Annotated in this window: 21 protein-coding genes; 6 read left to right on the top strand and 15 right to left on the bottom strand. The window is 35.6% G+C overall.

The window, feature by feature from the left end:
• Positions 1-63 precede the first annotated feature (63 nt).
• The 15 genes from QWY87_RS09690 to QWY87_RS09620 form a co-directional block, all read right to left on the bottom strand.
• Complete coding sequence (locus tag QWY87_RS09690) at positions 64-1,254, bottom strand: glycosyltransferase family 2 protein (RefSeq protein WP_290290656.1); 1,191 nt, start codon at positions 1,252-1,254, stop codon at positions 64-66.
• A gap of 9 nt (positions 1,255-1,263) precedes the next feature.
• The gene (locus QWY87_RS09685) at positions 1,264-1,878 is read right to left on the bottom strand and encodes an acyltransferase (protein WP_290290653.1); all 615 of its coding nucleotides are present in this window, start codon (positions 1,876-1,878) and stop codon (positions 1,264-1,266) included.
• Positions 1,869-3,083, bottom strand: coding sequence for a glycosyltransferase (locus QWY87_RS09680; RefSeq protein WP_290290652.1), 1,215 nt, complete (start codon positions 3,081-3,083; stop codon positions 1,869-1,871). The genes QWY87_RS09685 and QWY87_RS09680 overlap by 10 nt, the downstream gene beginning before the upstream one ends.
• On the bottom strand, positions 3,076-4,233 hold the full coding sequence (locus tag QWY87_RS09675) for a glycosyltransferase family 4 protein (RefSeq protein WP_290290650.1): 1,158 nt from the start codon (positions 4,231-4,233) through the stop codon (positions 3,076-3,078). The genes QWY87_RS09680 and QWY87_RS09675 overlap by 8 nt, the downstream gene beginning before the upstream one ends.
• 6 nt (positions 4,234-4,239) lie before the next feature.
• Complete coding sequence (locus tag QWY87_RS09670; protein WP_290290647.1) at positions 4,240-5,448, bottom strand: glycosyltransferase family 2 protein; 1,209 nt, start codon at positions 5,446-5,448, stop codon at positions 4,240-4,242.
• A 43-nt stretch (positions 5,449-5,491) separates the two neighbouring features.
• Positions 5,492-6,436 carry a phosphoribosyltransferase family protein gene (locus QWY87_RS09665; protein WP_290290645.1) on the bottom strand — a complete coding sequence of 315 codons (945 nt, stop codon included), beginning with the start codon at positions 6,434-6,436 and terminating at the stop codon, positions 5,492-5,494.
• Between the two features lie 221 nt (positions 6,437-6,657).
• A complete protein-coding gene (locus tag QWY87_RS09660) occupies positions 6,658-8,136 on the bottom strand; it encodes an O-antigen ligase family protein (protein ID WP_290290643.1) in 1,479 nt (492 codons plus the stop codon).
• A gap of 3 nt (positions 8,137-8,139) precedes the next feature.
• Entirely contained in the window at positions 8,140-9,531 is a 1,392-nt protein-coding gene (locus QWY87_RS09655) for an MATE family efflux transporter (protein WP_290290641.1), read from the bottom strand.
• A 10-nt stretch (positions 9,532-9,541) separates the two neighbouring features.
• Positions 9,542-11,956 carry an exopolysaccharide transport family protein gene (locus QWY87_RS09650; protein WP_290290640.1) on the bottom strand — a complete coding sequence of 805 codons (2,415 nt, stop codon included), beginning with the start codon at positions 11,954-11,956 and terminating at the stop codon, positions 9,542-9,544.
• A 4-nt stretch (positions 11,957-11,960) separates the two neighbouring features.
• Complete coding sequence (locus QWY87_RS09645) at positions 11,961-12,710, bottom strand: TolC family protein (RefSeq protein ID WP_290290639.1); 750 nt, start codon at positions 12,708-12,710, stop codon at positions 11,961-11,963.
• 24 nt (positions 12,711-12,734) lie between these two features.
• Positions 12,735-13,934 (bottom strand): sugar transferase, encoded by a 1,200-nt coding sequence (locus tag QWY87_RS09640; RefSeq protein WP_290290638.1) that lies wholly within the window; start codon positions 13,932-13,934, stop codon positions 12,735-12,737.
• A gap of 48 nt (positions 13,935-13,982) precedes the next feature.
• Positions 13,983-14,372, bottom strand: a complete 390-nt coding sequence (locus QWY87_RS09635) for a response regulator (protein ID WP_290290637.1) — start codon at positions 14,370-14,372, stop codon at positions 13,983-13,985.
• Position 14,373: 1 nt separating this feature from the next.
• Positions 14,374-14,757, bottom strand: a complete 384-nt coding sequence (locus QWY87_RS09630; RefSeq protein WP_290290635.1) for an Hpt domain-containing protein — start codon at positions 14,755-14,757, stop codon at positions 14,374-14,376.
• Positions 14,758-15,137: 380 nt separating this feature from the next.
• Positions 15,138-16,115: a UDP-glucuronic acid decarboxylase family protein gene (locus QWY87_RS09625; RefSeq protein WP_290290634.1), complete on the bottom strand. Its 978-nt coding sequence runs from the start codon at positions 16,113-16,115 to the stop codon at positions 15,138-15,140.
• A gap of 28 nt (positions 16,116-16,143) precedes the next feature.
• Complete coding sequence (locus QWY87_RS09620; RefSeq protein WP_290290633.1) at positions 16,144-17,517, bottom strand: UDP-glucose dehydrogenase family protein; 1,374 nt, start codon at positions 17,515-17,517, stop codon at positions 16,144-16,146.
• 436 nt (positions 17,518-17,953) lie between these two features.
• On the opposite strand from QWY87_RS09620, the gene QWY87_RS09615 reads away from it, so the two are divergent.
• From QWY87_RS09615 to QWY87_RS09590, 6 genes are all read left to right on the top strand, one after another.
• The gene (locus QWY87_RS09615) at positions 17,954-19,300 is read left to right on the top strand and encodes a sigma-54-dependent transcriptional regulator (RefSeq protein ID WP_290290630.1); all 1,347 of its coding nucleotides are present in this window, start codon (positions 17,954-17,956) and stop codon (positions 19,298-19,300) included.
• A 168-nt stretch (positions 19,301-19,468) separates the two neighbouring features.
• Positions 19,469-20,608 carry an FIST signal transduction protein gene (locus QWY87_RS09610; protein ID WP_290290628.1) on the top strand — a complete coding sequence of 380 codons (1,140 nt, stop codon included), beginning with the start codon at positions 19,469-19,471 and terminating at the stop codon, positions 20,606-20,608.
• A gap of 27 nt (positions 20,609-20,635) precedes the next feature.
• Positions 20,636-21,178, top strand: a complete 543-nt coding sequence (locus tag QWY87_RS09605) for a heme NO-binding domain-containing protein (protein WP_290290626.1) — start codon at positions 20,636-20,638, stop codon at positions 21,176-21,178.
• A gap of 3 nt (positions 21,179-21,181) precedes the next feature.
• Positions 21,182-24,652, top strand: coding sequence for a PAS domain S-box protein (locus QWY87_RS09600; RefSeq protein ID WP_290290624.1), 3,471 nt, complete (start codon positions 21,182-21,184; stop codon positions 24,650-24,652).
• 106 nt (positions 24,653-24,758) lie between these two features.
• Positions 24,759-25,244, top strand: coding sequence for an OB-fold protein (locus QWY87_RS09595; RefSeq protein WP_290290623.1), 486 nt, complete (start codon positions 24,759-24,761; stop codon positions 25,242-25,244).
• A 32-nt stretch (positions 25,245-25,276) separates the two neighbouring features.
• Positions 25,277-25,834, top strand: coding sequence for a YceI family protein (locus tag QWY87_RS09590; protein ID WP_290290622.1), 558 nt, complete (start codon positions 25,277-25,279; stop codon positions 25,832-25,834).
• Positions 25,835-25,953 lie beyond the last annotated feature (119 nt).

Raw genomic sequence — 25,953 nt, 5'->3', positions numbered from 1 at the left:
TTGACTGTTCCACCTGACGGAATTACTTTCCTGAAAACGGAACTAAGACTTTTCTAAATGTTGTTAACTGGCTCTTTTAGCTCTTTCCCAGTTCACCGATTGTGATTTTTTCATATATCGAAAAAATCCAAGGACAACCGATAAGTTCATAATAAAGAAGTAATACGGAACAAATAATGCTTTGATACTTGTCGACCTGTTTTCTAAGAACCACCCTAATAATGCGGCAGCATAAAAGAAAAGTTGTAACCAAAATAAAACTGAATACAATCCGAAATCGAAAATGCCTTCGTTGTAGGCGAGTATAAATGAAACGGGAATTAATAGGACCAGACAAAGTGGGGTCAATGTCCAGCGTAAAACCCTGTGTGAAATGTATTGAAACGAAAGTGTTCCATATTTAAAAATATTTAGCAACGATCTTAACCTTATAACTGACTGAATTCCACCTGCCGAAATTCTTATTTTACGTTTTAATTCTTCTTTTACATTTGCGGATGCTGTTTCAATAGCATAAGCTTCAGGATCATACTGTATGGTATATCCATCTTGTGCAACACGTAATGAAATGATAAAGTCATCCAGTAAAGTGTCTTTTTCAACATGGCGGTACAATTCAGTTCTAATGGCGAACAATTCACCTGCGGCTCCAACTACCGAGTAGAGCTCAGCATCCCATTTCTTTAAAGCAGATTCGTATTTCCAATACAAGCCTTCACCGGCGCCAGATGCCACATCACTTTCTTTATCAACGATGCGTTTTTCTCCAGAAACGCAACCAACAGTAGGGCTGCTAAAGAGATTTACAATACGTCTGACGGATTCTTTTCCTAGATTCGTATTTGCATCACTAAAAATTACAATAGGTGTTTTTACAAACTCCATTCCGCGATTCATAGCTCCGATTTTTCCATTTCTGGCGTCCAGGTGATGAACAGTCGTATTTGGATATCCGCTTAGCAATTCTGGCGTGCCATCATCAGATCCATCGGTTACCCAGACAATGTTTAATTTGTCTTTTGGGTAATCAAGCTCTAAAGTGTTCCTCATCTTGTCTTTTACATAGTCCTTTTCATTGTATGCCGCTATAAACAGCGTTACCTCTGGTTCATATGTGGAGTCGATGCTCGCTTTAGGTTTTTTATTAAAAATCCGTTTGACTTTTATGAGACAAAACAGTAAAATTCCGTATCCGATGTAGGTATAGAATATGATAAAGATGAATATCCAGAAAATAATTTTTAAAACTTCCATGATGATTTCTTAAATTTTGTTCCAACTATTAGTTTGGTGGTTATATTGTTTGATTACCCTTGCAGGGTTGCCTACGGCTACTGAATAAGGAGGAATATTTTTGGTAACGATGCTTCCGGCAGCAATGATGCAATGTTTGCCAACAGTGACCCCAGCCACAATGACAACATTAGCGCCAATCCAGGTCTCATCTTCAATAATAATTGGAGCGGTAGTTACGCCTTGCGCATGAATGGGCAGGTTTATATCAGTATAGCTATGATTTAAGCCAGAAAGTGTAATATTCTGAGCAAGGCGTATATCATTGCCTATGGTAACCGGGCCTATAATTGTATTGCTTAAGCCTATTTTAGTTCGGTCTCCAATAATTACCGGGCCAACGCCATTATTAATGGCTGAAAAATCTTCAACGGTCGAAAAATCACCCAAGTCAAATTTGTTCCATGGAACTACATCCATGCGAGTTCTTCTTCTTATGCAAGCACCTTTTCCTTTATTGTGATAAAATGGATTTACAAACCATTTTATCCATAATCTTGGTCTTGTGTGTTTTGGAATAAGAATAGACCAATGCACTAATTTTGCCAATCGATCATTCGATTTTATTTTCTCTTTTAAGCCCATTTTATCCTGTGTTTAGAGGCTTTTATGATAGCGCCATAAATAGCCTGCACATTATTAGTCCATGTATGACTTTTAGCAAAATTTATTCTTTTATTCTCAAGCTCCGGAGCGTTTTCAGTTAAGGCTTTCTCTGTTAAAGTGATATATTCTTCTTTTGATTGACCTAAATAAACACAGTCTCTAAACATTTCCATTGCTTTGGTCTTGGTGGCAATTATAGGTTTGCCCATCGCTAAATATTCATCTATTTTTCGAGGATAATTACCTATTGTTAAGTTGTTTGATAATTGTGGATTCATAGCTACATCAAAGCCTTTTACATAATTTGGAAGTTCTGATTCATTTTTTCTTCCTAGAAAATAGACATTGGATAGATTATGTAAGTCAGAATTCTTGAAATCGTCATCTTCAGGCCCAACCAATACAATGCTCCAGTCTTTTCTTTTATTTGCCATATGCTCCAGTAATTCAATGTCGAGTCTCAGCGTTGTTAGAGAGCCTACATATCCAATAACAGGTTTTGGAATATTTTTGAATTCATCGGGTATTTTTATGGTATCATCTTCATCACTAAAATGTGATACATCACATCCTTGACCCACCATATAGCTATGAGAATTGTATTGTAAACCAAATTCTGAAAAGAATTCAGAATTCGTTGTAAGCACATCCGCATCTTTTACAACTTCAGGTTCTAATCGTTCTCCGTGTTTTTGCCAATAAGGCACCTTTACAAGATAATCTCTCATATAATAAACATAGATGTCTGGCTGTAAGAATTTTCTTAAATGAAGTCCTAAAAACATAGAACTATCGTTAAACAGAATTACATCTTTAAAACGTAATCGCGCTGCAGCTGATTTGATATTGTCTGTATATAAACGCGCATTTCTTTTATTCAAAATTTTAAAAATGGCCTGTGAACCAATCCAATTAATAGATTCTGCTACATTTTTGGGATATAAGTTCCATAAATTTGCTCCTATTTCAACTATATCTGGAGCTAATCCATTTTTTATTTTTATTCTTTTTTGAATGCTTTCTTTGTGTTTATCCTTGCGCATTGTAGACCTGACCATTGGAGGATTCACGTATAGAACACGGTTGTTTTTAGCAAATTCTAATGCTATATTTTTACAGTTACTTCCAATTTCTATGTCCCAAGCCTGTATGCCTACTACTATAATATCTTTTCCTTTAATCATGATGTTGCGTTTTGATTTCATTATATAATACAAGCACTTGTTCAGCCATGTTTTTCCAAGAAAACAACTTGCTTCTTTCTATTCCTTTTTGACAGAGGTTTTCTGAATATTCTTTTTCTGAGAGAATTTTAATCATCCCTGCAGTAATCTCTTCAGGGTGGAAAGGATTCACAACATGTGCCGCATCTCCTGAAACTTCAGGCATTGATGAGGTATTTGAGGTGATCACAGGAACTCCACATGCCATGGCTTCAAGCATAGGAATACCAAAGCTTTCACGCAATGATGGGTAGAGAAAAATAGCGCTTTGCGTGTAAATAGCGGGTAAATCGGTATTGGTAACATAACCGGTTAAAACAATTTTATCGATGAGCTGTTTATCGCCGATTTCATCCAATAATTTTTCTAGCTCGACTCTGTCGTAATCGAGCATGACCAATTTGTAATCAGACCTGGTTTGTTTTAGAAAATCAGAAAAAGCTTTTAAAGTGCCTCTTGTATTTTTTTTAGGATCTGTATTCCCAAGGAAAAAGAAAAACTGATCAGGCAGGCTGTATTTTTCTTTAACTCTTTTTAGTTCTGATGTATCTGAAATTAGTTTAAAATGAGCACTAACACCATTGTAAACTGCTGTTAATCGATCATCTCCTTTCATGCCGAAGAAATCAGCAATTCTGTTTTTCTCAAAATTGGATACTGTGATGATTTTCTGACTGTTTTTAACTACCTGAGGAACTATAAGTTTGCGATAAGCATTACCAAATTTTTGATAGTTTGTGGCGTCACTTGTCAGAATTTTAGCATAGGCACTCTCCATATAGATAATATCATGGAGCGTAGTAACAGTTGGGATATCACAGTATAAAGGGGCCGTGTTACTGGTGCAATGCAATACTTCGCAGCCATATTTTTTAGCGGCCTTCGGTAATACAAATTGTTCCCATATTGGGTATGAGCCTCCCTCAAGTGTGATAATTTTAAAATTGGGGGTTTCGCTTAATGCTGCTGTGTCTTCATCTTTTTTTACAAAAACATAGTAGTCGTTCTGCTTGTCGATTATTTGAAGATGTCTAATTAACTCTAATGCCACGATGTCCATACCGTGCTTTTTTGTTCTGAATAATCTTTGTCCTTCTATTCCTATTTTCATGATATGTTAAGAATTTACAGTTCCGTGACTGGTGTGAATAAATTTCTTATTGGCTCCTTTTAATTTAAAAAGCAATAGAAACATGATGCTAAAAGCTTTAGGTAAGGTGAGCATGGCGATCAATGTTTTTGAATTATAAAACTTAAATGGAATGGCCATAAGAAATGCCAATACGGTAATCATAAGGGTTATATACCAAAATGACGGATCGAGATGGGGTACGATTGATTCAGCAAATAGATCAATTGCACCATATATCAATGTGATGAATAATACAATACCTAAGAGTAAAATTCTGGGAGGTGATACCATTTGATAAACCTTGTCAAAGAAGTCTATATTTCCTCTTAAGACCAGTTCTTTTACTCCTGATAAAAAGTATTTTTTAAAATATACAAATTGAGTTGAAATCCACCTCCTACGTTGATTTTGAAAGTCTTGAGATTTCTGAATTTTTTCATCAAGAACCATGGCGTCATTCAAATATTCTATGGTTTCTCCAGACTTTAATAATCGTAATTCGAGCTCTTTATCAAAACCGCCTACAGCATTCACTTTAGCCATAGTATTTTTGAAAAAATGATACTCGAATGCCATTCCTGAGCCTATCAAGCCAGATGAAAGTCCTAAGGCCCGATGTCCTTTTCTAAAGATATGATTGTTTACTTCTTCACTAATAGCATCAAGGATAGCGAACGATGTGTTTTCGTTTTTTGCAGCCCTGTGACCTTGTACTACCATGTATCCATTGTTAAAGGCTTTGTTAATCTTTGATATAAAATTAGGTTCCATAATATTATCAGCATCTAATACTATGGCTACATCATAATGATCCCCGATTGCCTCAATTCCTTTATTAAGGGCTTTGGATTTGGTGCTCTGATCAAATTGTACTTCAACCAGTTTAATGGGTAGCGCTCTGAGTTGATCCATGGTTTCTCTTTGAAATGAATCAGCGATCACAACAACATCAAATAGATTCATGGGATACCTTTGAAGTAAAGCTGATTTGGTCACTTCAATGATTACCTGATCTTCCTTATATCCGGGAATCAGTATGGCTATTTTTCTTATTTTTCCGCGTATTTTTTGAGTTCGAGGTCGGTACCAAAGACCGGCAAATGAAAAAATGAAAATATAGATGCTGGCGAATCCAAAATAAGCAAGCAGGGTATATTCGAGGATTTGTAGTAAAGAGTCTATTATTTGGTTCATCATGATGTGTTTAAAAGATGTTGATTGAGATTAATTAATGGGGCTAGAAGAGGTTTAATAGCCTCAATTTATCTCTTACTTGTAGCGCGCTCCTCCTGAGAAAAGGCAGGTGTTTTCCACTCTTGAGATTGTATAGTATAGACTCAGATTTAAAGATCATTTCGAAATTTTCGGTACATAAAACTGGCTTTTTTGAAATTCTGTTGATTTCTATGGCCTGTGAATAATCACTTTCTATAAAAAGGATATATGGTTTTTTCATATAGGCTTTGGCTTTATGCTCCCCATGATTGTTCGCTTTTTGCCTGGCTTCCATATCGGGAAGATCAAGCATGACCAACTCCTTATAATCGATATGATTGGCTTTTAGCCAGGTCTCGGTTGGTTTGCGATACTTTTCTAATCTTGAGGTAACGATGGTTCCAATTTTGCAACCTGGGATAAATAATGGGGGAGCATTTAGAATGAATTCCAGGTATTTTTCTCCGTCATCATTTTGTTCAGGGCTAGGATCTAGACATAAAACCCCATCAATGTCAAAACAGGCTTTTTCTAAGGTAGTATGGTTAAAAATGTTCCATTGAAAATACCTTGGAAGCGGTACCAATTCAAAATAATAATCGACTAATTTTTGCTTTCCAGGAACAACATATACCGCACAATATTTAATGTTGAATTTTGCAGATAGAGGCTTCAGCGTTTCCTTACATTGTTTTAAGGCAGATCCAGATGCAACGCTGTCATCTACCACTAGAATATTTTTGAATTCTGAAATGTCAAAAAACTGACTTCTTGCACCCGCTTTATAAATATGACCGTTTAAGAAAGATTGTAAATCTGTATAAGGTCTGTTTAGATATAAAGACAATAAATTGGCTGGTAACATACCACTTCGCGGTATTCCGATAATCAAATCAAAATCACGGGGAATGATACTTAGATTTTTAAGTATCACATTATTTAAATCTTTTATATTTCTGTAATTCATAATTGGTTTTATTTGTTAGTGACTATACCATACTCGTACCAAAAAAAAATAGGAGCCTATATGTTGATAATCAGATATTTAATTTGTAATCTTTTTGAGACAATTCTATTAAAGAGAATTATTTTCCAGAAAGCGGAATGAGTCGCTAATTAGGAATGAAAAGTTGATCTGAAATATTTGGTTTTGTGTGCATCGCAAACGATTCTGTAATTCATAACTTTTTAAGCTTTAATTAATTCAACATCTTTTTCTTCAATATTGGTTTCAAATGTCTCTGGATTTGACATAATTGCCATAGAAGCATACATTAATAAAGCTGTTGGCATGCCTCCAAATACGGCATTGCCATAGGATGCGACCATGACACCTGCCATTCCAGAGATCAGGGCTCCTATCTTCAATTTTGTTATCGGATCTCGAATTTTAAACATGACCTTGTAAGCTGCCTTTCCAATCACATAAAACAAAATGAATAAGTGTAAAACCAAGCCTACAATACCGAGCTCTGCCCATATTAAAACATACCAGCTGTCTGTAGCAACATGAGACAGAAATGCATTTGGTAAAAAACGTTGTGCCTTGTCTCCAGCATGGCCAATACCGCCTCCAAAAGGCCTTGAAGCCAAATAACCCTTCATAATTTTTTGATTATCGAGTCTTACTTGTAATGATTTGTTATTAGGATCAAAAGCGCCTCTCATTCTTCTTATTTGATCATTACCTTGTGCAATTGTGGTGTACTTAAAAAAAACAAATAAACATACCATGATGAGCATTCCAAAACTTAGTATGCGAATGTTTTTTCTTAAAACAAAAAATGTCATAAACCCAATTACAGGTACACTAATTGCCCCTCTGGTTCCTGAAATCATCATTCCATATAAGCCTAATATGCCAACTGTTATAAAGAAAATTTTAGGTAAGCCTTTTTTAGTCATCGAGTAAATAATGGCTACTACTCCAGAATAGCCTTGATTAGCCCCAAATTGCCCGGCATCACTGAAAAATGAGAAAACTCTTAATTTGCCAAATAAAACATGTGTTTCGGCACCTCCAGCATTTAGCCATGCCTGTTCTGCTGCATCTACTCCGATGTACAATTGCATCATCCCTTTCAGGGTTGCAATTATTGAAAAAACGCCCCAAACATATAGAAGCCCATCTAATTTTTTATTGGTATCGATAAGCATAAAAGTGAGCACAATAAACAGAAAGAAATAAAACCCTATACCTCTGCCAGATATCCAGGCGGATATACTTTGAGCCTCTGGATTAACGATTTGGAAAATACAATACCCCAACCATATCGCAGCAAAAAGCGTAATGTCTTTATTGGCAGGAGACCAATTAATTCGCTCTTTAAATTTTGAAAAAAACAAGGCAAGAAAGGTTAAAACTATAATCCCATCTATACCAAAACCTAGGGGTAAGCCTTGAACGTAGCGCCCAATTCCAAGTAAAACAAAATTAAGGCCTATTGCGGTGTAAAAACCAACTATTGGGTTTTTAAACAATATGTACAAATAGATACTTCCAAAGAAAATAGCAAATAAAAGACCTACACCTATTATTTCCAATTTAGCAAGTAATACTGCGAATAAACCTACCATTATCAATAACAATACAATCGCCCTTAGGTTCGCTATATTGGCTGAGCCTGAATGCTTTTCAAATGGATTTATGTTATTGTCTATCGTCATGTCTTAATTGTATTTGTGATAGGCGTTTATGCTTTGAGCTGGTTTTTTAGTCATAAGCTGATGAAAAAGTGATTTATAAAATTGTATCCCTGCAATAAAGATTTGCTTGTATTGTAAAGAGAGTTCACGACTTAAGAAATACATGCCTAGCCAGATACCAAGTACCGTGAAAATGATCGAGGATACTGCAACCAGAATTAATGACTTGAAGATAAAAATGGCAATAAGATCTCCGGTAACATTGGCCACAACCATAAGTAAAACCTTCAGGGCATTTATGTTGGGCTTATTGATACTATCGAGTCCTATACCAGTCATTCTATCAATAGGTAATAGCAATCCGTAAAAGGAAAATACACGAACAATGTCAGCAGCGTTGAATCCGGTCACCGGATCATTTTGCAAGAATTTATCGCCAGCTAGAAGCATGACAAATAAATCGGCAAAAATAAAAGTGAAAAGACTTATGAAAATAAATAAAAAGCTAATAGCTCCTGAATAGGTATAAAAAAGCTCTTTTACTTCTGATACTTTTCCGTTGATACTTGCCTTCGACATTTTAGGGAAAGCCGTCGCGACAAAACTTCTTAAGGGTATTTGTTGTAATTCTGTTAATTTGAGTGGAATACTATACAATGCAACAGCTTCGTTACCCAGAGGACTTAAGCTGATAATCAGGGTGTCTGCACTCCGTAATAGGTTCGTTCCTATTAGTGTAAACGTGGTGTATTTTCCAAAATCCAGTAACTTCTTATTCGTAGCAATACTGGCCCTTCGGATATGATTTAGTCCATCCCATCCAGCGAGAATGCTTACTATAGAGGTCATGGCATTAATAAATAACAAGGCCCATATCAATTCGGTCAGTGTCATTTGAAAAAAGAAGAAATTAGCTGCCAGCACAATGAAAAAAGAAATACTATTGATCGATTTCAATGCTAGTATCTTTCCGAACTTACTGTCGGCTTGGAGCACCACCAATGCGATATTCCATGGAAGGTTTAGAAAAGCCAGAATAGGGTACCAGGTAAAGAAAAGTTGGTAACCAGAATTTTTTATGGCTTCATAAAATACAATATTGCAAAGTATTAAAACCACTGCTATCAATGCAGTAACACCTAAGCTTATAAGCGCATTTGATCCTATATATTTAATTCTTTCATCTTGATCTGCTCCAGACAGGTATCTTATTAAGCCTGTGTTGGTAATACCAAATCGGAACATTTCGATAAACGATCCCGCAGTAATAAATAATACCCATTCACCGAAAATGTTCAGTGAGAAGCTACGGGCAAGTATTGCGAAACCTGCAATTCCTAAAATGGCAATGACTACATTTCCTGCCAGAGAAAGAAAATTATCTTCATGTATTATATTTCTTATTGTTTTTTTCAAAGTCGAAGCTTTATATGTGATTTTTAGAATAGAATTGAAACTGGAAGACGTTTTTAATTTTTGTTCTTAACCGCGTCCTTTTTTTAGGCAAATCACCTAACACAGTTTCTACCTCTTTGATTTCGACACCGTTGATTATGAACCCTGTTTTTGATGCTGTCAGTTGATTTAGGCCATTTAGAACTGATTGATCTGCATCTGTCCATAGTCTGTTCGAACGACAAACTAAGATTGACATATCGGCTTTAGCCACTAAATCTGTTGGGTAACTGTGATGAATCAAAGATGGTAATTCAATAAAAACATAGTCAGGAACAAAGTTTAGCTTCAGACCATTTTGCTCAAGAATATCTTTATAATCAGTCGTTTTATAAAACTGCTCGTCAATATGATAAGATAAATAGGTTGTGGCTTGCAGATAATTTGATGCATTGTCAAGAAATGCATTATCAATATCTATCCTTGGGTCAGGATAGCCCATTAGATTGTTGATCAAATGAGACTTTCCTTTTTGATCAATACGCTGTTGGTCTTTTGAATAATTCAGTACCAATACGCTTTTACCTTGTTCTATAAGTTTCCTGGCAATATTGCAGGCCATCACAGTTTTGCCTTCTTTTTCATTAGTACTCACAAACAAAATTGTTTTGGCAGTATTATTTGAAGGGTCAGTGCCTAGGGATTGTTTTAAATTTTGAGTGAGAATCTCAGTCAAACGCTTTTGAATAAAGGGCATGTTAACAGGCCCTGGATTCAGCAATATTTTTGGCATCATACCAAGAGCCGGAAGCTTTAGAATTTCAGATGCTTTTTTCGCATTTTTTAGGGTGTCATCAAAATATTCCATAACTAAAATAGTTCCAAAAACAAATATGAATCCGATGAAGACAGCACCAATGATGAGAAGCTTTCTTTTGGTAGGGATGGGTGATAAGGGAAAAAAAGGAGGGTCAATGGTCTTAAGATTTGAAGACAATTCATTATCCTGAGATTTAAGTTTGGCTAGATTTAATCCGTGGAGTAATTCCAGGTAGCCTTGTTCAGAAACTGAAATCTCCCTTTCAATTTTTTTGATGTTAGCTCCTGCAGGGGCGTAAACGGCGTATTGCTTTTGAAAATCAGTATTCCGTTGATCCATCACCTCCATTTTTGCCTTTAGGTTTTCAGATTCAATAACATTATCCATCCATTGAGGAAGTACATCATTAATTGGCATTCCGTCAACACTGTTTTGATGACTATATAAATCAGTAACACCTTCACTTATTTCTTTTTCAAGGGCTGCAGATTGACTTGTTAACAATTCCATTCTTTGAAGGCTGTTTTCATCGTTTTCAGATGCTGCCTCTGCCATGGCAATTTGAAAATTTAGATCTCCCAGTTCCTTCTTTTTCTCAAGTATCTTTTCGCTTTTTAACTGCACATCTTGTTGAATGTCTAGTTTTTCTTCAAGCCTTTTTGTCGCTGCCTCAGTACCTGCCAGTTGTGCTTTTTTATTGTTGTAATCAACTTCCATTTCTTCTTTTACCACAGCCACGGCTTTACTTTGCTCATAGTAATTGATGATATTATAAGATTTATTGAAATTCAGGAGTTTAGTTTCTGCCTCTTTAAGGTCGTTGTTAGCATGGGCCAGCTGTGTCTCAAAGTATTTCACGACAGCATCTGATCTATTCTCCTTGATGTATTTATAGTTTCTTATACAAACTTCGTTGTATATAGCAAGTGTTTGTTGACAAATACCGGGGTCATTTACCTGATAGCTTAATTTTATCAAGTCGCTATTGGATATTCTTACAGCTTTGACTTCAGAGATGGCTTTGATTGAATAATGCTCATCTTCATAATTAAGTAATTCATATACAAAATTGTTGCTACTGCTTTTCATTAGTGCAGTGAGGTTCTCTACCGTTTTTTCGTAATTGTATCTATTTATAACTGAAGGGAATAAGAGATTGTTTTCAGTATTAGCAAATGATAAAGATTCATCGTTATTGGATGTTTGGTTTAAAGAACCCATCCCGTTTGAAGAATCGATACTATCCGTAACGACATAGTCATAAAGGTCTTGGGGTATTTTTTCCTGTAATTCATCAAAGAGCTTGGAAGAAATATATTTTTGATCGGCAGCAGGTAAAAGCAAGTGTTGACTTAAAAGTCTAATCGCAACTTCCTCTTGGGTTTCTCTGGAATTAATGATATTAATTAGATTGTCAAATGCCGTATTCGTAGCCATATAATTAAACTTCTTATCCATTTCAATAGACGACCCTGAAGCGAGCCCGGTATAAAGGATCGTTTGAGAAGCGTAAATAAATTTTGGCTTGAGGGTAAGTAGAATAACCAAACCAGCCAGCAACAAGGGTATCGCAATCAACAATACCTTATGCTTAATTAGTAATCTTATGAATTCAATTATTTTCATCTTTTTAGTTTGATTGGTATTTAGTAATTGAGAATCCCACTAAGTTTTCCATTAGCTTTTTTGCTAGTAGAAAATCTGATTTTGCATTTTCATAGTCAGATTCAATTCTCGAAGTCATATCAGACAGGCGCACATATTCATAGATTGAAATCACGCCACTTCTGAATTCTTTTTCTACCATTTCCATATTTACCTTAGCATTACCCAGGTTTTGTGAATTGATAATTAATAATTTTTGTTTTAGTGTGAGTTCCTGGTATTGTTTGATAACAAGTTGCCTTACTTCATCTTTCTGGGCCTCTGCAAGACTCTTTGCCTGCTCCATTTCTATCTTCCCTTTTTTAACCTGATTTCTACGATTAATTCCATCAAAAACCGGGAATTTTAAATACAAACCAACCCCGTAATTAAATTGAGTGGTCGATGAAGCAAGGAGGCTCGAATTTCCTTCATCAACACTAATGGAGTTGTTGTTAAAGTTCCCATATCGTCCATCGGCTTGAATCCCAAAATTTCTTGTCCAGTCAAGCTTCTCAGATTTAAGGTCAGCCTCTTTAACTCCGATGGTCTGCTTTCGGTAACGCACCATGGCATTGTGATTGATAGCTGAGTCGATCAATACATACAGCGAAGGAATTTTGATTCCATTTCTGTAGTCGGTTGTCTTGGTAATAGAATCGGTTTGACCCCAGGCATCCGAACAAAAGCATCCGTAAAGAATGATAAGCAGCAAGTATTTATTAATTAGTTTCACGTTATTCTTATTTTAATCAATTGGTTAAACCGCCTCCTTTTGAAGTAGGGCAGGTATGGTGCGTAGTATGAGTTTTATATCATACCAAAACGAGAAGTTGTCTCCTCTAAAATGGTCGGCATATTCATTGTCAAGTTTCATTCTTTCAGCTTCAGACATAACACCACCTTGACCTCTCAATTCTACCTGCCACAAGCCCGTAATGCCTGCAGGAGCCAGAAATCTTTTGGACATTGTATCTTCAGTAAGCAGTTCAGCTTCGTAAACCGGTAAGGGGCGATTGCCTACAATAGACATGTCACCTTTTAAGACATTGATAAGCTGAGGTAATTCGTCGATGCTCGTGTTTCTTATGAATTTACCGACTCTGGTTACACGAGGGTCGTTAGAGATTTTTACAAAAGTAGCACTGTTTTCTGCCGCCTTATTTTGCTGAAAATTATGCCAGTATTCACAAACTTCATTTGTGTCAACATACATTACCGGAGAGCAGGTTTTACCATTGCGTAAGTTCTTGCATTTTGGGCAAGTTGCCTCTGCATCATGATCAATTGGTTTCGAGACATTGTTATATTGATTCTTTTCCTTTGCTAAATTTTTGAGTAATTCGTCAGAGCCGGTTCGCATGGAACGAAGTTTGTAGAAATCAAAGGTTTTACGCCCAACTCTTTTTGCGATATAATATACTTTCCCTTTTGATTCAAGTCTGATGGCAAGTATAATGAGCAGTAAAAAAGGGGCAGCAAATAAAAGGGCAGTTGATGCCAGTACAATGTCAAAAATGCGCTTTGAAAGTGGCATCTTGTATGATTCCTGAACAGGGACAACCTTTTCTAAAGAAGAAGGCTTGTTTCTGAAGTCAGATAAATATTGAATTCTATTCAGCAAATTGCTAGCTAACAAAGTTGAAGTCACAAAATAATCATCCACTTGTTTTTTGAAAGCCAGTTTAAAATTGTCGCTGTTGAATTCACGTTCTAAGAGGATAAAGGGGGTGCTGTTATAAAGGGTGCGATCTCTAATCCAATCGAATAGAAACATGCCATTATTGCCAGGTAAGTTATAGTCACAAATGATCGCATCTGGCTGTTTATTTGTGTTGAGATAATTTACGGCACTGAGGTTGTTATTAAGAACAGTCAGTGAACAGTTATCCTGATAGCGGATTTTTTCCAAAGACTTGGTCTCATTACCAACATAGAGTATATTTAGTGAAGCTTTCATTTTTATAGTTGTATTTTTAATAATGACAATATTTTTTATCTGAATAGGTTACCATTCAATTGTGTAGTGAATAGGGAACAAGTTCTTTTTAACCAATTCTTCAAGCTCATCCGGGTTGAAAGGTTTTGTCAAGTAGTCTTGTGCACCAAGTTTGTAGCATTTTATGCGCTCTTTACTTTCTGATCTGGCAGAAAGCATTATAAAGGGTGTGTGCTTGGTAAAGCCTCTTTGACGAACTTCAGTCAGGAATTCATATCCATCCATTTTGGTCATTTGAATATCACTGATAATAAGGTCAGGAAGATTCCCTTCAAGCCATTTGAGCGCTTCATGTCCATCTTGAATGGTTGAAACATCATAGTCTCTGGAAAGAAAGTTTTCTAATAAAAGACAGATACTTATCTCGTCATCTACAATCAATATTTTTTTCTTCATCATTTTAGTTGTTTGAAATGCTAAAATCAATTTTCATTTTAGCTACAGTTTGTGTTATTATTGTATTAAGTGTGGTGATGTTTATTTCTATTTCTTCTGCTGTAAAAATTCCATTTACAAGTTCTTCCAGCACCAGTAATTCTTTTTTGATTTTGGCGGTTCCATAATAGGTGAGTGTTGGCTTTATTTTATGAATTTCATTTTTAATTTTTCGAAAGTCTTTTATTTGATAAGCCTCTGTTATTTCTTGAACTGATTTTGAAATTTGGCTAATGAATACCTTGACCATTTTTAAGACAGTCTCCTGTTTGCCACGGCACATTTTATCAACCATAGTTAAGTTGTATAATTGTTCCGAGTTTGTTTGTGTATTTACTTGATAAAACATAATTTATTATTTGTGTTGCTTTACCATATACCATTGTTGTGCCAAAAGAAATACGATCTTAACCTATTGATAGACAGATAATTATAACATAGATATAAAATGAATGTTCTACGATGTGGAATTGCTTTCCCGAAATTGGAATAAGGTTTAAGACTGGTTAGATTGAAGTATCAGGTAAGAAGCGTTTTTTAAATGGTCAGGAACATCATTGAAGGGTAATTCCATTTTTTAGAATGAAGTCTGATCGATTAAATTGATAAAAATTCAGGGTAAAAAGACAGTATTTAACCACCAAAAAAAGACAAAAAAAGAACCACTTTAATTGCCTTTTATAAAGTGATTCTGTTTTTTAAATCAGGGGGTACTAAATGATTTGAAGTCTACATTATTTCTTCATAAATATTTTCAGGCTCAAGTTTGAACAGATCAGACTTAAAGAATTCGATTGTTTTGATTAAGCCTTCATCTAGATCTATTTTTGGAGACCAGTCTAACTCTTTTTTGGCAAGTGTTATATCTGGTTGTCTCATCATTGGATCATCTGATGGTAAAGGTTTATGGATAATTTTTGATTGAGATCCTGTGAGTTGTATGACTTTTTCTGCCAATTCAAGAATGGTGAATTCAACCGGATTGCCAATATTAACTGGGCCGGGAAAGTGATCGCCGGAAGCCATCATCCTAATCATTCCTTCGACCAAGTCATCTATAAACTGGAAGCTCCTTGTTTGTTGACCCTGACCATAAATGGTGATATCCTGGTTTTGTAGTGCCTGAACGATAAAGTTTGAGACAACTCTGCCATCGTTGGGATGCATTCGCGGCCCGTAAGTATTAAAAATTCTGATGATCTTGATATCAACTTGGTTCTGTTTGTTGTAATCAATAAACAAAGTTTCTGCAGCTCTTTTTCCTTCGTCATAACAAGAACGTTCTCCAATTGGATTCACATGACCCCAATATCCTTCTGGTTGAGGATGCACAAGCGGATTTCCATAGACCTCACTTGTTGAGGCTTGTAATATTTTCGCTTTTATTCTTTTAGCAAGCCCCAGCATATTTATGGCACCCATTACCGATGTTTTCATGGTTTTAATTGGGTTATATTGATAATGAATCGGTGAAGCCGGGCAAGCCAGATTGTAAATTTCATCTGCTTCGATGAAAAAGGGAGCAGTAACATCATGACGAATCAATTCAAAAAATGGATTGTCAAGTAAGTGTACTATATTTTGTTTTTGCCCGGTAAAAAAGTTATCGAGACAAAAAACTTCGTTTCCTTCATTAAGTAATCGTTCACATAGGTGTGATCCGACAAAGCCAGCACCTCCGGTGACTAATATTTTTTTACGTGTCATAATTTTATTTTTTGATGAACTATTAGATTTATACCAAGCTCTCCATTACCTGAACGGGAGCAGCATTTGATGTTGTGATTTTCTTTGTGTCAATACCAATACAGAAATAATTAAAGCCATCTTCGAACATATCATCTTTGTCATAGATATTACGGCCATCGAATACTGCTGGAAAGTTTAAAAGTTTCTTTACAATTTTGAAATTGGGGAATTTAAATTCAGGCCACTCAGTTAATATGGCAACACAATCTGCATCGATCAAGGCTTCGTATTGGTCATCAAAATAATCAATACTATCACCAAAATGATGTTTCGCTTCTTCTACTGCAACCGGATCATAAGCTCTGACCTTTGCGCCGGCTTCTAAAAGTTTCTGAACGATGACAAGAGAAGGCGCTTCTCGCATATCGTCTGTTTGAGGTTTGAAAGAGAGGCCCCATAAGGCAATTGTTTTGCCATTAAGATCTCCGTCAAAGAAATTGTTAATTTTGTTAAAGAGCACCAATTTCTGATCCTTATTTACGGCTTCAACAGCTTTCAATACACGCAGGTCATAATTGTATTCACCCGCTGTTCTGATTAGTGCCTGGACATCTTTTGGAAAACATGATCCGCCATACCCTATTCCTGGATAAATAAATTTATTTCCAATACGAGAGTCAGAACCAATCCCTTTTCGAACCTGATTGATGTCAGCCCCTACAATTTCGGATAGATTGGCAATGTCATTCATAAAACTGATTTTTGCGGCAAGCATTGAATTTGCAGCATATTTGGTCATCTCTGCAGAAACGATATCCATAAAGATTAATGGATGCCCATTCATAGTAAAAGGCTTGTACAAGCTTTTCATCAGTTCCTCGGATCTTTGAGTTTCTAAACCAATAACGATTCGATCTGGCTTTAAAAAATCTGCAATCGCTGCGCCTTCTTTTAAAAATTCAGGGTTTGATGCGACATCAAATTTAATGTCAGCATTTCGTTTGTTCAATTCATCCTGAATTGCTAGTTTAACTTTTTTTGAAGTTCCAACAGGCACCGTACTTTTAGTGACAACCAGTAAATAATCCTTCATATTCCTGCCACAATCTCGGGCCACTGAAAGAACATATTTTAGATCTGCACTACCATCCTCGTCTGGAGGTGTTCCTACTGAAATAAAGACAACTTCACAATCTTTTACAGCACTAGCGATATCTGTGGTAAAGCTTATTCGGCCTTTTTTCATGTTACGGGTCAACATATCTGTCAAGCCAGGTTCATAAATTGGGATAATACCCTTGTTTAGGTTTTCAATTTTTTCACGATCAACATCGACGCAAACAACTTCTATACCTACTTCTGAAAAGCAGGCTCCGGTAACAAGTCCGACATATCCGCTTCCAACAATTACAATTTTCATAATGATATATATTTTATTTGTTAAGTGTCTTTTCAATAGCGGTGCCAAAACATAATAACTTGAACTACAGTACTTTAAAATTTATCAATATAAGAATTATTCTATATAATGGAAATAATTCCATAAAATGTAATTATAGAATTTATTTTATGATGCGTTTTAATTTGGTTGAAATTGACTTAATATGGAGCGCGTAATATCTTTTTATTGTAGCCGAAGCCTGACTATTCAAATTTTTATATTTGGCACAAGAGAGTTCTAAATATATGTTTTACAATAAATTATATTTTTAATTTAGTGTGTAGTCTTTGAATGGTGTTCCGTCAAATTATATATTGTATAACTTTTCTATATATTGGAAATATTCTCTAATTTGCAATATATTGAATAGGCGAAAAATAATGTGCTTGATATTCAGGCACGCTTTTTAATCATTATGGACTTATATAAAATTTTTATTGTTGAGGATGACGAATGGTATGGTGAAATATTGCAATACCATCTTAGTTTGAATCCAGATTATGAGGTGACACTTTTTAAAACTGGAAAAGAGTGTCTTTCAAATATGTCACTTCAACCTGACTTGGTGACCCTAGATTTTTCATTACCAGATCTAACCGGAGACAAGCTCTTTAAAAAGATAAGGGATATCAATCCTCAATTACCGGTTATTATGATCAGTTCACAAGAAGATATTTCTGTGGCGGTTAACCTCTTAAAATTAGGGGTAAGTGACTATCTGATAAAGGATGAAGCTACAAAAGACCTTTTATGGAACAGTGTTGTGCGGATTCGTGAGACACAAACTCTAAAAAAGGAAGTAGCCAATCTTAGAGAAGAACTGGGTCAGAAATATTCATTCGATAAGTCTATCATAGGGCAAAGTGATGCGCTAAAGAAGGTTTTTAGAATGATGGAAAAAGCTATTAAAACCAATATCAATATTTCCGTTTCAGGTGAAACAGGGACGGGTAAAGAATTGGTTGCGAAAGCAATTCACTATAATAGTAATAGGAGGAAAAAGAAATTTATAGCGGTGAATATGGCTGCTATTCCATTAGAGTTAATTGAAAGTGATCTTTTTGGACATGAAAAAGGAGCATTTACTGGAGCTATTTCGCGTAAAATTGGAAAGTTTGAAGAAGCAAATGGTGGAACTCTTTTTTTAGATGAAATAGCAGAATTAGATTTAAGTATACAATCTAAATTACTCCGTGTTTTACAAGAGAGAGAATTGGTTCGTGTTGGCGGTACTGAAAATATTAAGTTAGATGTGCGCCTTATCGTTGCTACACATAAAGATCTGGCCGAAGAGGTAAGGAAAGAAACATTTAGAGAAGACCTTTATTTTAGAATTATGGGCTTGCCAATTAGCTTGCCACCCTTGCGTGAAAGAGGTGGGGATGTGTTGATTCTTGCCAAACATTTTTTAGATGATTTTGCAAAGGAAAATGCCCTGGGCAGTATTCATTTCACCAAAGAAGCAAAAGACAAATTATTGCAGTATTATTTTCCAGGAAATGTAAGAGAACTCAAGGCGATGATTGACCTCGCTGCGGTGATGTGTGAGAACAATGAAATTGATGCAGATGATATTACCTATACTTCCACTAAACGGGAGGAAGTGTTTATGGCAGAACAAAAAACATTGAGACAATATACCTGTGATATCATAAAGTATTACTTAAACAAAAACGATAATGACGTGATTGCGACTTCTAAAGTTTTAGATATTGGTAAGAGCACCATTTATAAAATGATGCAGGCGGGTGAGCTAGAATAAAAAGTGCTTTTCCGTAAATTGGAATTATTTTCCATAATATGGAAAAATAATAATCAAAAATAATTATAAGTCTCTGATATTCAGCAGTTTGATTATAATTTTAAATTGGCACAATTTTGGCCCTTATTCGATGAATCGAATACTAATCCATGTAATTCAATAGTTTAAATGAAGACAGCACTTTATAAGGTATATGATAATAGTTGGGAGAAAGACCCCAAGAGTCAAGACGTTAATGATGAAAATGTAAACTTGGTTTTATGCTTTGCTTCAAAATTTAATCTTTCAGATGAAAACATCTATAAGAATTTCAAAGCAAAATTTCCAGCAGCAGAAATAGCCATGGCAAGCACAGCCGGGGAGATTTGTCAGGAAAGCGTCTTAGATAATTCCGTAGTAGTCGTTGCCATGGAGTTTGATAAAACAGTGATTCGATCGACTACTGTGAATATCAAAGATTACAAGAATAGCTATGAAGCCGCAATAAGTTTGGGTAAAAAATTACCAAAGAATGATCTTAGTTATATTTTGGTATTTTCTGATGGTAGTTTGGTCAATGGCAGTGAACTTGTAAAAGGCCTTTCAACGCAGGTAGCTAAGAATATTTTGATTACCGGAGGTCTTGCCGGGGATGATGCAAATTTCGAATCTACCTTGGTTGGTTTAAATAAGCAGCCGATAGAAGGTGAAATCATGGCCATCGGGTTTTATGGAAATAGTTTGACGGTGACACATGGATCTCAGGGTGGCTGGGACATCTTTGGTTTGCAAAAGAGAGTTACCAATTCTGCCAGCAATGTATTACTTGAATTGGAAGATCAAAACGCCTTAGATCTCTATAAAAAGTATTTGGGAGAAGAATCTAAGAAATTACCTGGATCAGCCCTTTTGTTTCCATTATCTGTTACGATTCCAGGAGCTACTGAACCTATTGTAAGAACAATTTTATCAATAAATGAAGAAGACAAAAGCATGACTTTTGCGGGTGATGTTCCTGTGGGTTCTGAGGTTAGATTTATGAAAGCAAATTTTGATAAGATCATTCAGGCTGCATCAAACGCGGCAGACCAAACAATCATTGAAAGAAGAGATGAGCCGGATTTTGCCCTGCTGATAAGTTGCGTTGGAAGAAAACTCATTTTAGATACTAAAATTGAAGAAGAGATAAAGTCTGTTAGTAAATCATTTGATCACAAAACCATCATGGCTGGGTTTTATTCTTATGGTGAAATTTCTCCGGTTGTGTCAGGGGGGAAATGTCAATTGCATAATCAAACCATGACCATTACTTCATTTTATGAAGACTAGAATAATTGTTCAACTTAAAATCATAATATGTACGGAATAGTAAATAAAGCAATTCAAGATCTTGTAACTGAAAATTTCGGTGCGGATAAATGGGAATTGATCAAAGAAAAGAGTGGTGTTGACGTAGATTACTTTTTAAGTAATGAACCATATGACGACGACATAACTTTTCAACTGGCCGGAGCAACATCTGAAATAATAGGAATTACTGTTGGCCAGGTATTGAACGCTTTTGGCGAATGGTGGATATTGAGAACCGGAAAAGAGAAGTATGGAGGCTTGATGGAGGCGGGAGGAAATAATCTAAAAGAGTTTCTGGTTAACCTGCCCCAGTTCCATAACCGAATCATGTTGATGTACCCAAAGTTGACCCCACCTGAGTTTAAAGTTTCTGATATAGAAAACAACTCAATACATGTGCATTATTTTTCTAAGCGAGAAGGTCTGCAGGAATTTGTCAGGGGTTTGTTAAGCGGTTTAGGCAAGATGTATGGTGTTGAAACTTCAATTGATTTGATGCAAACTCGAGATGAAGGTAATTCACATGAAATATTTAAGGTTAGCTGGTAGACTATGAACCATTCTTTTTCATTTAGCGGCGCACAACTTGACAGGATATTCCCGTTTTACATAAAGATCAATCGTGATCTGCAAGTGACCGGTTTGGGAAGATCGCTAGTCAAGGTGATTCCTCTTTCTGAAGGGAGTTTATTCAATGATTATTTTTCAATTCCAAGACCTCGAACTGAAATAAAGCATTTTGATGATTTGGTCTCAGTTCAGAATCAATTAATAGTGCTGAAATCATCTTTAGACACCGAATTAACCTTGCGCGGGCAGTTTGAACTGTTAGAAGAAGCTGGCGAGATATTGTTTGTCGGCACTCCTTGGTTTAATTCAATGGCGCAAATTACGGAAAAGAACCTGGTTATAAATGATTTTGCAAACCATGACCCGTTGGTTGATCTGCTTCATGTATTAAAATCAGTTGAGCTTACCAATGAAGATCTTAAAGAATTAATCAGTACAATTAACGAGCAAAAAAGTGAGCTTAAAATAGCGAATAGCAAGTTCAAAGATGTTGCTCTTTTTACCGAACAAAATCCAGACCCGCTATTAAGAATAGATCATAAAGGAAATTTAATTCAGAATAATCCGGCCGCGGCAAAACTAGATTTCATTGAGTATGAAGGTGTAACCTATCGCAATGATGCGTTTTTTAAGCTGATCGTTAAGGATTTTGAGCAAAAATCAGATAAATGGGAACTAGAATGTAGTTCAAATAATATAGATTATTCATTCACGTGTGTTCCGGTGTTGGGAGAAGATTATATTAATTTCTATGGGACAGATATTACCAGACAAAAAGAGTATAAACTCGAATTAGAGAAATTGTCATTGATTGTTCAAAAAACCGTTAATGCAGTTATTATCACTGATGCCAATGGAAAAATTGAATGGATCAATAATGGATTTGTGAACATGACTGGTTATGAATTGCTTGAAGTAAAGGGCAAAACACCAGGTAGCTTGTTACAGGGAGAAAAGACAAACCCTGAAACCATCGCTTATATGAAAAGGCAGATCCAAAATAAGGAGCCATTTACTTGCGAGATTTATAATTATACAAAAACAGGAGAAGGTTATTGGTTGCGAATCAATGCCCAACCTCTTTTTAATGATCAAGGAGAAGTGAGCCAGTTTTTCGCCATTGAAGAAGATATTACTTTTGAGAAGCAGGCACAGGAAAAACTCGAGAATCAAAGAAAGTTTTATGAACAGATATTGGATAATATCCCCACAGATATTGCCGTTTTTGATCCTGAACACACGTATTTATATATCAACCCTAAAGGGATTAAAGATCCAGTGCTGCGAAAATGGATGATTGGTAAAAAAGATGAAGACTATATTAAAAAGCGTAATAAACCCTTATCACTTCTGGATGGCAGAAAGAAGGTTTTCAAAAGTGTTTTGGATTCCAAAAAATTGAAAAGCTGGGAAGAAGAATTGAAACAACCAGATGATAGCATTCATTATATCATGAGAAATATGTTCCCTGTGATTAACAGGGATGATAAAGTAGAACTTGTAATTGGCTATGGAATCGACATTACAAATATCAAAGAGATTCAGCATGAGAAGGAGCAAAGCGAAAAAAGGTATCGAGATGTGATTGATAACACTTTGGCCATTGTCACAACCCATGATTTAAATGGAAGATTTCTTACGGTGAACCCTATGGTTTATAAATTGTATGGATATAAAGATGAAGAGGTGATTGGACGTTACTTAACTGATTATATGCCTAAGGCTGACAAATCACTATTTCACAATGTGTATTTGAAAAAAATATTAAAAGATAAAGAAGCAACAGGGGTTTTCAGAATTAGACATAAAGACGGAAGTATTGTTTATAATCTATATAATAATTTTTTAAAAGAAGAACCAGGAAAAGAGCCTTATGTCATTGGTTTTGCAGTGGATATTACCGATCGAATTTTAGCAGAAAAAGAGCTAAAAATCGCAAAAAAGGTGACAGAGGATCTGGCCAGATCAAAACAGAATTTTTTAGCAAACATGAGTCATGAGATTCGAACACCGATGAATGCAATCATGGGGCTGAGCAGTCAACTTCAAAAAACTTCCTTGAATGAAAAGCAACAAGTGTATCTGGAAACCATCACGAATTCATCTGAGAATTTATTGGTAATTATTAATGATGTGCTGGATCTTGCAAAACTTGAGGCAGGAAAATTAAGTGTCGAGAATATTGGTTTCGACCCGAAATATTTGGTAGAGAAAGTCATCCAGGGGATGATGTACAAAGCAGAGGAGAAAGGACTGAAACTGACTAATAATTTTTGTGATCCAGCTTTGGATAATGTGCTGATAGGAGACCCTTATCGTTTAAATCAGATTTTACTCAATTTGGTTTCGAACTCTATAAAATTCACAGAAAAAGGGGGCGTTGATATTAGTTGTATTGTTTTGGAAGACATTAATGCGGAGCAAAAGGTTGAAATCAGTGTAACAGATACCGGCATCGGAATGGATCCTCTTTTTGTGAGAAATTTGTTTCAAAAATTCAGTCAGGAAGATGCCTCAATTACCAGAAAATTTGGAGGAACCGGCTTGGGTATGAGCATTACCCATTCGTTAGTAGACCTTATGAAGGGTGAGATTATTGTTGAAAGTGAAAAAGGAATAGGAACTACCATAAAAGTTGTGATTGATTTTCAAAAAGGAACTGCCAGTGATTTGGAAAAAAAGGAAGGTCAATTCATCGATACAAAAATGTTGGAGGGTAAGAAAATTTTAATAGTTGATGACAACGAAACCAATCGATTGGTGGCAACAACCATTTTAGAAGATTATGGTGTACTGTCGTCGGAGGCTGAAAATGGTGCTGTAGCTGTTAAGGAAGTAAATGAAAATCAATTTGATATGATTTTGATGGACATTCAAATGCCTGAATTAAATGGTTATGAGGCTACTAAATTGATAAGAGAAAAATTAAAATCACAAGTTGCAATTGTAGCATTAACTGCTAATGCCATTAAAGGTGAAAACGAAAAATGTATTGAGGCTGGTATGGATGGTTATTTGTCAAAACCATTCACCGAAGAGCAATTACTTCAAATAGTTTGTGAATGGTTAGATAAACCAAAAGAGCGAGAATCAGAATTAATAATTAAAGCGCCAAAATTACCCTTGTATGATTTGACTAAACTTGAGGATATAGCAAAAGGCAATCAAAAGTTTATAGATAAAATGCTTCGTTTATTTATTACTCAGGTGCCTGATTCAGTTTTTGAAATCAAAACGGCCTATCAAGCAGGAGACTTTGAAAAAATAAAGAAAATAGCCCATAGAATTAAACCTACCATAGATATTATGGAAATTGTGTCTTTAAAGAATGACATAAGAGATATGGAGAAAAATGCGGAAATCTATCAATCTTCAGAACGACTTGAAAACCTTATAAACCATTTAGATGATGTTATTGAAGAGGTTGTGGGGGAATTGAAGGGACTTGTTTAATCGCCTTTTTTAAAGCGCTGAAATTGTGTTAAAATAATCACAAGTCAATATTTTTTTGTCAGGACTTGGTTTTATGTTTGTCTATTGAACCAATAAATCAAACCACATGATGGCTTCTAGCAAGAAAATTTTAAAAATCACAATCATAATTATTGGAATAGGAATCCTGATAATAGGAGGGGCGGGTTTTTATATGTTTAACAAACCGGCCAGGGATGTTCAAAAGACCAAAACTGATTTTAGTTTTGATGCAGGTGAAATTGTAGATGAGTATTTGTTGGATGCCCATAAAGCGAATGAAAAATACCTCGATGAGGAAGGGAATTCAAAAGTCCTCGAAGTGACTGGCATCGTAGCTGAAATCTCAGAAGACTTCAAAGGTCAAACGGTTATCCTGTTAAAGAGCGATACCGATAAGGCTGGCGTAAGTTGCACTTTTACTGCAGAGAGCAATGCACGCGCAGCAGCCTTTAAAATAGGAGATGAGATTACTATCAAAGGCGTTATACGTTCTGGTGCTGCTTATGATGAAGATCTGGGAATGTATGAGAACGTCATTGTAGAGAAAAGCGACATCGTATCAGACAAATAATTTTTATCTTAAAGCCACTAAACTTATTAAAAATGAAAAAAACGACACTATTTTCAATCATCATGTTCATGAGTTTTTCACTGGTATCAATTCATGTTTCAGCCCAAAAATTAGTTAGTTCCAAGACTCATTTTAAGTTCTTTTCAAGCACTTCCTCAGAAGATATTGAGGCGAATAATTATAAAACAGTTGGTACAATTGAAACAAGTACAGGCGAGGTTGTGTTTTCTGTACCCATGCAAAGTTTTGAATTTAAAAAGTCATTGATGCAACAGCACTTTAATGGGAAGAAATACCTTGATACCAAAACCAATCCAAAAGCAAAACTAAAAGGGAAGATTGATAATTTGTCTGAGGTCAACTTTGAAGAGGATGGTTCTTATCCTATAAGTATTTCAGGAGAACTGACTATTAATGGTGTAACCAATGCCATCGCAGAAGAAGCAACAATTCTTGTTGAGGGAGGTAAAGTGTCTTTAGATTCAAAATTTAATATCACCTTGGCTGACTATGAGGTTGCTTTTGAAAAAGGAAAGCCTGCTAAGAATATTGCTAAAGTTGTGGAGGTTACTGTGAAAGCGGTTTACTAGGGTTTCGATGCTCGAAATCCGGGCTTAATGATTTTAGTTTAGTAGAAACCTTCAAAAATCCCTGCCTGCGAGAATTCTTTGCTGTTTTTTTGTCATTTGTTATTTTTATTTGATCTTGA

The sequence above is a fragment of the Lutimonas halocynthiae genome (assembly GCF_030409835.1).
Taxonomy (GTDB): domain Bacteria; phylum Bacteroidota; class Bacteroidia; order Flavobacteriales; family Flavobacteriaceae; genus Lutimonas; species Lutimonas halocynthiae.
This window is presented reverse-complemented; position numbering and strand designations above follow the sequence as displayed.

Coding starts and splice junctions, on each gene's coding strand:
- QWY87_RS09620 (WP_290290633.1), bottom strand. CDS start 17,517: ATGAAAATTGTAATTGTTGGAAGCGGATATGTCGGACTTGTTACCGGA.
- QWY87_RS09690 (WP_290290656.1), bottom strand. CDS start 1,254: ATGGAAGTTTTAAAAATTATTTTCTGGATATTCATCTTTATCATATTC.
- QWY87_RS09660 (WP_290290643.1), bottom strand. CDS start 8,136: ATGACGATAGACAATAACATAAATCCATTTGAAAAGCATTCAGGCTCA.
- QWY87_RS09630 (WP_290290635.1), bottom strand. CDS start 14,757: ATGTTTTATCAAGTAAATACACAAACAAACTCGGAACAATTATACAAC.
- QWY87_RS09665 (WP_290290645.1), bottom strand. CDS start 6,436: ATGAATTACAGAAATATAAAAGATTTAAATAATGTGATACTTAAAAAT.
- QWY87_RS09635 (WP_290290637.1), bottom strand. CDS start 14,372: ATGATGAAGAAAAAAATATTGATTGTAGATGACGAGATAAGTATCTGT.
- QWY87_RS09675 (WP_290290650.1), bottom strand. CDS start 4,233: ATGAAAATAGGAATAGAAGGACAAAGATTATTCAGAACAAAAAAGCAC.
- QWY87_RS09685 (WP_290290653.1), bottom strand. CDS start 1,878: ATGGGCTTAAAAGAGAAAATAAAATCGAATGATCGATTGGCAAAATTA.
- QWY87_RS09670 (WP_290290647.1), bottom strand. CDS start 5,448: ATGAACCAAATAATAGACTCTTTACTACAAATCCTCGAATATACCCTG.
- QWY87_RS09600 (WP_290290624.1), top strand. CDS start 21,182: ATGAACCATTCTTTTTCATTTAGCGGCGCACAACTTGACAGGATATTC.
- QWY87_RS09640 (WP_290290638.1), bottom strand. CDS start 13,934: ATGAAAGCTTCACTAAATATACTCTATGTTGGTAATGAGACCAAGTCT.
- QWY87_RS09615 (WP_290290630.1), top strand. CDS start 17,954: ATGGACTTATATAAAATTTTTATTGTTGAGGATGACGAATGGTATGGT.
- QWY87_RS09610 (WP_290290628.1), top strand. CDS start 19,469: ATGAAGACAGCACTTTATAAGGTATATGATAATAGTTGGGAGAAAGAC.
- QWY87_RS09595 (WP_290290623.1), top strand. CDS start 24,759: ATGATGGCTTCTAGCAAGAAAATTTTAAAAATCACAATCATAATTATT.
- QWY87_RS09680 (WP_290290652.1), bottom strand. CDS start 3,083: ATGATTAAAGGAAAAGATATTATAGTAGTAGGCATACAGGCTTGGGAC.
- QWY87_RS09625 (WP_290290634.1), bottom strand. CDS start 16,115: ATGACACGTAAAAAAATATTAGTCACCGGAGGTGCTGGCTTTGTCGGA.
- QWY87_RS09605 (WP_290290626.1), top strand. CDS start 20,636: ATGTACGGAATAGTAAATAAAGCAATTCAAGATCTTGTAACTGAAAAT.
- QWY87_RS09590 (WP_290290622.1), top strand. CDS start 25,277: ATGAAAAAAACGACACTATTTTCAATCATCATGTTCATGAGTTTTTCA.
- QWY87_RS09650 (WP_290290640.1), bottom strand. CDS start 11,956: ATGAAAATAATTGAATTCATAAGATTACTAATTAAGCATAAGGTATTG.